The organism is Streptomyces sp. NPDC052107, assembly GCF_040680215.1.
Lineage (GTDB): Bacteria > Actinomycetota > Actinomycetes > Streptomycetales > Streptomycetaceae > Streptomyces.
Genome location: NZ_JBFAWG010000168.1, coordinates 1 through 7822 on the forward strand (window position 1 = coordinate 1; position 7822 = coordinate 7822).

3 protein-coding genes and 3 pseudogenes are annotated in these 7822 nt (G+C 70.1%); 5 read left to right on the forward strand and 1 reads right to left on the reverse strand.

What is annotated here, in order from left to right; genetic code table 11:
- A pseudogene (locus AB0M27_RS45590) lies at window positions 1–152 on the reverse strand (molybdopterin-dependent oxidoreductase); the annotation flags it as partial.
- Here AB0M27_RS45590 and AB0M27_RS45595 point away from each other — a divergent pair.
- The 5 genes and pseudogenes from AB0M27_RS45595 to AB0M27_RS45615 form a co-directional block, all read left to right on the forward strand.
- A pseudogene (locus AB0M27_RS45595) lies at window positions 152–718 on the forward strand (ABC transporter ATP-binding protein); the annotation flags it as partial. The pseudogenes AB0M27_RS45590 and AB0M27_RS45595 overlap by 1 nt on opposite strands.
- Window positions 715–1260, forward strand: a pseudogene (locus tag AB0M27_RS45600) (transporter); the annotation flags it as partial. The pseudogenes AB0M27_RS45595 and AB0M27_RS45600, both read left to right, overlap by 4 nt.
- Before the next feature lie 8 nt (window positions 1261–1268).
- Window positions 1269–1457 (forward strand): hypothetical protein, encoded by a 189-nt coding sequence (locus AB0M27_RS45605; protein WP_365731929.1) that lies wholly within the window; start codon window positions 1269–1271, stop codon window positions 1455–1457.
- Window positions 1439–4708: a hypothetical protein gene (locus AB0M27_RS45610; protein WP_365731932.1), complete on the forward strand. Its 3270-nt coding sequence runs from the start codon at window positions 1439–1441 to the stop codon at window positions 4706–4708. The genes AB0M27_RS45605 and AB0M27_RS45610 overlap by 19 nt, the downstream gene beginning before the upstream one ends.
- The gene (locus AB0M27_RS45615) at window positions 4705–7485 is read left to right on the forward strand and encodes an RNaseH domain-containing protein (protein WP_365731934.1); all 2781 of its coding nucleotides are present in this window, start codon (window positions 4705–4707) and stop codon (window positions 7483–7485) included. Before AB0M27_RS45610 ends, AB0M27_RS45615 begins: the two co-directional genes overlap by 4 nt.
- Window positions 7486–7822: the final 337 nt, after the last annotated feature.

Below are 7822 nucleotides of genomic sequence, written 5' to 3' on the forward strand. Positions count from 1 at the left end.
ATGTCCCCGAGCCATTTGATGTTGGCGTTGCCCACCCAGGACGGCGCGATCACCCGGAGCGGGTACCCGTGGTCGGGCGGCAGCGGCTCGCCGTTCATCTCGTACGCGAGGAGCACGTCGTCCAGGGCCTTCGCCACCGGCAGCGGACGGCGTGTGGACGGACCCGGTCGCGGTGAAGTCCCGGATCGGGGTGCTCCCCGAGGGGCTGCGGCTCTTCGAACGGCTGTCGGGGCGCGAACTGCTCGCGTACAACGGCCGGTTGCGCGGGCTGCCGGGCGACGAGGTGGACAAGCGGGCCGCCCAGCTCCTGGACGTCCTCGATCTGGCGGGCTCGCAGAACAAGCTCGTCGTCGACTACTCGACCGGGATGCGGAAAAAGATCGGCCTCGCCGCCGCCCTTCTCCACAACCCGGAAGTGCTCTTCCTGGACGAGCCGTTCGAGGCCGTGGACCCGGTCTCCGCCCAGACCATCCGGGGCGTGCTGGAGCGCTACACCCGCTCCGGGGCGACCGTGATCTTCTCCAGCCATGTGATGGAGCTGGTGGAGTCGCTCTGCGACTGGGTGGCCGTGATGGCGGCGGGCCGGATCAAGGCGCAGGGCACGCTGGAGCAGGTCCGCGGGGACGCGCCCTCGCTCCAGAACGCCTTCCTCGAACTGGTCGGCGCGGGCGGCCGGGACGCCGGGGACGCGCTCGACTGGCTGGGCGGCGCCCGATGAGCGTGCTCGACGCCCCCGTCACCGCCGCCGCCCCGGCGCCCCCGGCGACGGGCCTGACCCCCACCTTCGTACGGCTCAAGCTGACGCTCCTGCGGAACGGGCTGCGGCAGTCGTCCGGGCGGAAGGCGGCGTTCATCGCCTCGCTCGTCTTCGCCCTGCTGGTCGCGGCGGGCCAGGTCCTCGCCCTCGTCCTGCTGCGCGGCAACACGAACGCGGGCACGGTCGTGGTGCTGCTGACAGCTGTCGTGGCGCTCGGCTGGGCGGTGCTGCCGCTCTTCTTCCCGAGCGGGGACGACACCCTCGACCCGACCCGGCTGGTGATGCTGCCACTGCGGCCCGAGCCGCTGGTGCGGGCGCTGCTGGTCTCCTCGCTGATCGGGATCGGCCCGCTGTTCACCCTCTGCCTGGTGGTCGGCTCGGTGATCGCGCTGGCGCACGGGGCGGCGGGCACGGTCTTCGCGGTGCTCGCGGTCCCGCTGACGATGCTGCTCTGCGTGGCGCTGTCCCGGGCCGTCACCACCGCCAACGTACGGCTGCTCTCTGGGAGTCGGTGGACGCCCTCGCAGATGCACTGCTGGAACGCCAGCCGCCGCCGTACCCGCTGACGATCCTGCTCCCTGACCACCAGGACCACGAGCGCCACTACCTCGCCGCGCGGCTGCGCGGCCGCAGGATCACGGTGACCACCCTCAACCGGCTGGTCAAGCGCATCAAGACGGCATGCGGGGTGTCGAGGTGAGGCCCGAGGAGTGGGAGCTGCGGCGGCTGACGGTGGCGGTGCCACTGGCGATCGCCGAGAAGTACTTCGGCTTCCGAAATCCCCAGGGCGAACTGGTCGTCCCGCTGGACCAGGCCTACATCTGGGCGGCCGCCCGTGCGGATCTGTGGGACTCCTGGCCCCGCGTGCCGCGCCGGGTACGGGAACTGGCCGGCCGGTACTGGCATGTGCGAGAAGACGACCTGGCCAGCCGGGACACCTTCTACGCGATGGCCCGCGCCTACGCCGCCGGCCCAGACGGCCTCTATCGCCTGCCCGAGGATGTACCGCCCCGCGAAGCGCAATACCTGGTCGTGGCGCACGCACAAAACCCCCTGCGGCTGGCAAGGCAGCTGGTGTGCGAGGCCGAGGAGCTCTTCCACCAGGCCCGCAACCCGCTGCCCGTGGCCGGCCCGGGGCAGTGGTCCTTCGGCGGGCGCGAGCCCTCGGTGGTGACGATCCCCGACAGCGAGAAAGACGCCCAGGTGCTTCCGCTGCGATTGCGCACCGCCGCGTACCGGCCCACCACGACGATCTCCCGCAAGAAGGTGCTGCGCCTGGTGCGCCGGCAGGCGGCCGCCGACCCCGACCGTTACGGCTGGAAACCCTCTCTGCTGGCCGGGTTCTTCGACAAGCTCCTCGACACACAGGACCGCCCTGTCACCCGCCTTGAGCTGCCCGCTGGGCGGATCAGGGTCCTCAACGCACCGACCGGAGTCGGCAAGAGCGTCCTGATGAACGCGGCAGCCCCCCTGCTCGCCCAGCAGGGGCAGGGCCCCGTCGCGGTGGTCGTCGGCCAGATTCACGACAGCCTCCGCGGCGCTGAACGCATCCAGGCGGACAACGAACTCGTCCGGCAGGTGGCCGCCCACCTCACCACCGTCACCGCAGGCCAGGGCCTGCGCATCGTGCCCCTGGTTTCCCCCTACCGCAGAGCCGAGCAGGCCGAGCGAGCCCTCACCCAGGACCGCCAGGACCGATTCGACCTCCTCGCCTACGGCTGTGACCTGTCCGCCTGGCTGAGCGACGGCCCCCCAGTGCAGCGCGGCAAGGAGCCCTGCCTGTCCCTGGAACGGATCGGCGCCCCGGAAAGCGGGGAGGAGCAGACGGGTCCCCATGCCTGCCCCCGCCTGGGCATCTGCGGCAAGTACTCGCTGATCCGCGCCGCCGCGAGCGCGGACATCATCGTCACCAACCACCACAACCTGCTGAGCGGGGCCGTGTCGGTGCCGGTGGAAACCGACCAGGGTGTGGTGCGCCGCATGAGCGTGCTCGAGTTCGTCATGCGCCACTGCCGAGTTCTGATGGTGGACGAGGTTGACCACCTGCAAAGCAGCTGGTGCGACCTGGGCTCAGAAGAATTCTCCCTGGCCAGCCGCGGCATGGGCGCCTCCTCCCTGCTGCTGGAGGTCGACCTGCAGCGCGAAGGACTCGGGCCCGGCGCCGACCGGCGCGTGGTCAACGCCCTGTTCAAGGCGCGCGGCCTGGGCGAGCAATTCCTCAACTACGTCCTGGACAACGAGCTCTGGCTCGACCCCGACGCCCAGGAAGAAGACCGCCCAGGCTCCGGCTGGCACGTACCCGGCGCCTGGGACCGGATCCTGCTCAAAGAGCTGCTCCGACTGGGCGAGAACCAGCCGATCGACCCCGCCACCCACGCCGCCTTCCGCGCGATCTTCCCCGACGCCGGCGAAAAGGACACCCCGCAGCCGCAGTTCATCCCACTCGCACAGATTCTCAAGAACGCGGTCAGCCGGGACACCAGCCAGGACGAACTGCCCGTGCTGAAGGTGGAGCTCGACCGTGAACTGAAGAAACTGAAGATCCCTGAGCACCGGCGTGCCGAGGTGACCAACGCGCTGCTGGTGCGGTCCTGGCTGGGCTGTCTGCACCAAGCCCTGACCTACCTCAAATCCGTCGTCGCCGGACTGGGCCCCCAGATGACGGCCGGCCGCGAACTGGCCCGGGCGCTGGGCACGTTCACCCAAAGCGGCGCCCTGCCGTTCGGACCACTGGGCTACCAGCTCTTCGGATTCAAAGTCGACAAGAACAATCAGGGCGGCGGCCGGCTGACGGTGCAGTCGCTGGGCGGTGACCCGCACACCGGCACCGTGCAGCTCGGAGGCACCATCGCGCTGGCCGCAGCCGGACTGGAACGCAGCGTGCTGGCCCTGTCGGCCACCGCGTTCTTCCCGCGCGCGGCCCGAGAACACCTGCACACCGAGCCCGCCTACGTGATGACGGATGCCACCCCCGGGGCGGTCACCGCCCTGCCCGGCAACGTGTCGGACTCCGACACCGAGTGGAACCCCGTCTTCATCGGCGGACTGGAAGAAGCCCGCAAACCCGACCGGGTCCGTGAACTCGGCGCCCGCCTGTGGCAGGACCGCCTCTCCGAGCACCTGCGGGAACTGGAGAACACAGATCCCGACCGGGCCCGCTCCATGGTGGTCTCCAACTCCTACCGTCAAGCAGGACTGCTCGGTATCGGCATCGCCTCCGTGATCGCGGAGCCATCCTGGATCGCCGTCGTCATCCCCAAGACCGGCCCACCCCCCGGCCTGACCCTGCCGACAGGAATCGTCACCCTCACCATCGATCAACTCGAGGACCTGCCCTACACCCACCCCCACGTCAAAGTCGTGTGCGCGCCGCTCCCGCTCGTCGCCCGCGCCCTCAACATCCTCATCCCCGGCACCGACCGCTCCGCCCTGGCCTCGATCTGGGTGGGCGTGCGCCCCGTCGCCGACCTCCACTCCCCGGAGGCGATGTACGCCAGCATCAACGCCGCCGCCATCCACGCCGGCTGCCCCGGCCCAGACCCCGCCCGCATGCTCGCCCTGCAAAACCGCGAGGCTCGCCGCCGCCTGCACACCCTGCTGCGCAGCGACCCCCGCTTCAGCCGCCTTCCGCGCTTTCTGAAAACCGAGATCCTCGCCGGAATCCTCGTCGACCTCATCCAACTGGCCGGACGCGCCCGCCGCGGCGGCACCCCCGTCCAGCTCTACCTCGTCGACAACTCCTTCTTCGACACCCGCCTCGGCTCCGACTACCCCGCCCTCGTCCGCTCCTACTACGACGGGCTCACCGAACAGGAGCAGAACTCCCTGCGCCGCATCTACGGCTCCACCCTCACCGCCTGGCTCGACCTCGCGCACTCCAGCGACACCCCACACCTCACCCACGTCCCCCTGCCGCGCACCACCACCCCCGACTGCGAAAGCACCCCATGAACACACGCGAAACCCAGCTGTCCCTGCTGGCCTGCCACACCGACGAACACCTCCTCGGCACCGTCCACCTCTATCCGCTCCCCGACAAGATCGAACGCGTCTGGAAGCAACTGCGCGAGGAGTACCGCGGCAAGACCGGCTCCAAGGGCAACCTGCCCTACGCCGGGCTGCTCACCGTCCTGCGCGCCATCGGCTACACCAGCGCCACCCTGTATCCCACCTCAAAATCGAACCCGCCGAAGTACCTGGCCACCACCCGCCCCATCACTCGCGACGACCTGCACACCGCGATCACCCTGTGGGAACAGGCCCTCCTGCACACCCCCGCCGAACACTTCTCCTTCGGCTACCACAGCGAGCTCGCCGACCTCATCGCCGGCACCGCCCCCGAAGAAACCTCCCTGTGGAAGCACATCACCCGCACCTCCGACTGCATCGACGCCCCCGGCTGGGTCTGGTCGGCCGCAGGCTGGGCCATCGCCCAACGCCTTGCCAGCGAACCCTGGAGGATCGACGGCAAGACCATCACCTTCCGGCCCGACCTGAACAACTCCCTCCAGGTCTGGGACAACGATCTGCTGTGGACCAACACCTGGGGCGCCGCCTATGGCGACAGCGACACCGACGCCCCCGGCGAGGACGACGACCCCGCGTGGAAGACCACGGTGCGCTACGCCACCCTGCGCCTGGAGGTGGCCGTGAAGTCCCATCCCGGCCTCCTGCACCCCGTCGCCGTCGTCCACCCCCGCGTCTCACGGCTCAGCTACACCCTCAACAGCGCCCGCACCGCCTGGTTCGCACCCCGCACCGCCGACGGCCCCCTCCTCAACCTGGCCATGGGCGGCAAAGGCAAATACACCCACCTCGACCACACCACCCGCCTCGCCCTGGACGCCTGGACCCGGCTGCACGGCGAACACGTCTTCCCCCGCAACCCCGACGAGACCGACTTCCTCGCCCCCAGCGCCCTCGACCTGAGCGGCCCGCCCGGCAAACTCCGCGCGCTCGTCCCCTTCTCCACCAGCTTCCCCATCGGCAAGGGCGCGGGCATGTACACCCGCAGAGAACTCGCCCGGTACACCAGCGCCGCACTCCACCAGCCCCTGCTGCGCACCCGAGAGGTCGCCGGCCGCCACTTCGGCTACGGACGCACCACCATCGACGGCCGCGACGCCGTGCTCCTGGACGACCCGCACTTCGACCGGATCATCGCCGCTTCAGGGTGCGAGCGCCTGCGCATTCTCGCCCTCTACCGCCACCAGGACATGCGCACCCGCATGCAGCGCCTGCTCGCCTACCACTTCAACCGCCCCGACCTCGCCAAAGCCGGCATGCCCGACCACCGGATCGTCCCCGTCACCGAGCACGTCGAAGTACTGCTGCAGGCCGCCTGCGACCTCCTGGCGCACGGCGACCACCACGACAAGCGTGCCGCCCTCGCCCGCCAGCTCACCGGCCTGAACGCCCCCGAAGGCACACGCCTTCTTGCTCTGTGCGAGACCGAGTACGACGCCAAGGCATGGGCCCGCCAGCGCCGCGCCTCTAAAATGCCCGACTCCACCACCCCCGACCCCTACACCCTCGACGCCAAGCCGCACGCCAGCCGTGAACTCGCCCGCCTCGGGGTCCTCGCGCAGTTCCTCACCCCCTACAAGCCCGGGCGCCGCAACCCCAAGAAGAAGGACCGTGAGATCACCACGGACCTCGACCGCCTCGGCCGGGACCTCGAAGGCGACCACCGCGGCCACATGGCCATCGCAGACCTGCACCGCGCGGCCGGCCTGGTCCACCCCCGGCTGACCAAGGCGCTCACCTTCGGCCCGAACGGCCTCAAGGACTCCCTCGTCCACGTCGGCCTCCACCTGCGCCAGCAGCTCGGCGAACGCCGCGGACCCGTGACCGAGGAACCCAAACTGATGTGGACCCTCGTCGCCCTCGTCCCCCGCGCCGGCCAGTGGCAGACCCTCGCCTTCCTCCCCGACGAACACCGCACCGGCGGCGCCTGGCTCGACTACGCCACCGCCAACCAGGCCCACCGCGCACGCCCGCTGCCCGAGGGCAGACGACGCGACGCCCTCCTGCCTCGTCTGGTCGACCGAGCCCTGTACGGCCTGGGCGCTCACGCGGGCACGGCAAGCGGCTACGCCGTCTACGTCTCGGGCAACGAAGCACGCAGCATCTGGCCGCTGCTGGCCAACCGGCACCTCGGCAAGACGCCGGACACCGACGGACTCGTCGACAAGCGGCCGGCACTGCCCGGCTTCACCCTCCCCGCCAATCAGAGGCCCCAAGCCGTCGTCCGCGTCACCTCCGCCAGCGACGACGTCGCCTCACCCGCGCTCATCGAACGCCTCGTCCGCGTCGACGACGAGGAGACCGAGACCACAGAAGGCAAACTCGCCACCGGCCTCTTCCAGATGGAGAACACCGACAAGACGTTCATCCTGTGCAACCTGCCCCACCAATACACAGGCGGATCCCGGTACGCCCGCGCCGGAGAGTTCTACACCCGCTGGGGCACCACCGACCCGGCGGAACAAGCAGAGACCTGGTACAGCCACACCGCCACGGAAATCACCGTGCTCCACCACCCCGACGGCCGACCCCCGCTCACCTACGGTCTGGCTTCGGCACGCCTGTGCGACCACGCACTCCACTGGAACCACCGCACCCAGTACCCAGCCCCCATCCACCTCGGCATCCAGATGGACAAGAATCACCCCGAATACAGGCGCACCATCGACTTCTTCGACACGGACACCGAATCGAGCCTCTGACACAACAAATCGGTAACCCTGCGAAGACCTTTCGCTGACCCAACGAAGCGGCCGTGAGTGGCAGGACGGCAGGCGCCCCTGGAAAAGGGCCGCCTCGCCGCCGCGGACTTGGAGGCCGGTAGAAACCCGGGGCGCGCAGTATGGGAGGAGAGGCACGTGGCGCCGGGGCGTTGGTGTGGAGCCGGAGCTGGTGATCTCACCCGGGCCGCCGCTCTGGCCTCGCGGCCGTTGGGTCTGCGCAGCCGCTGCGCCGCCTCGGGCCGCCCGTGCCGCGCCCGGCCCCACCTTGGTGCGGCCGCGGTCCGCCGCCCGGCCGCCACAGTCCGTTGGACCGTGC

Bases quoted from the DNA above. Each gene is read 5' to 3' on its own strand.
- AB0M27_RS45610 (WP_365731932.1), top strand. From the start codon at position 1,439: ATGCGGGGTGTCGAGGTGAGGCCCGAGGAGTGGGAGCTGCGGCGGCTG.
- AB0M27_RS45615 (WP_365731934.1), top strand. From the start codon at position 4,705: ATGAACACACGCGAAACCCAGCTGTCCCTGCTGGCCTGCCACACCGAC.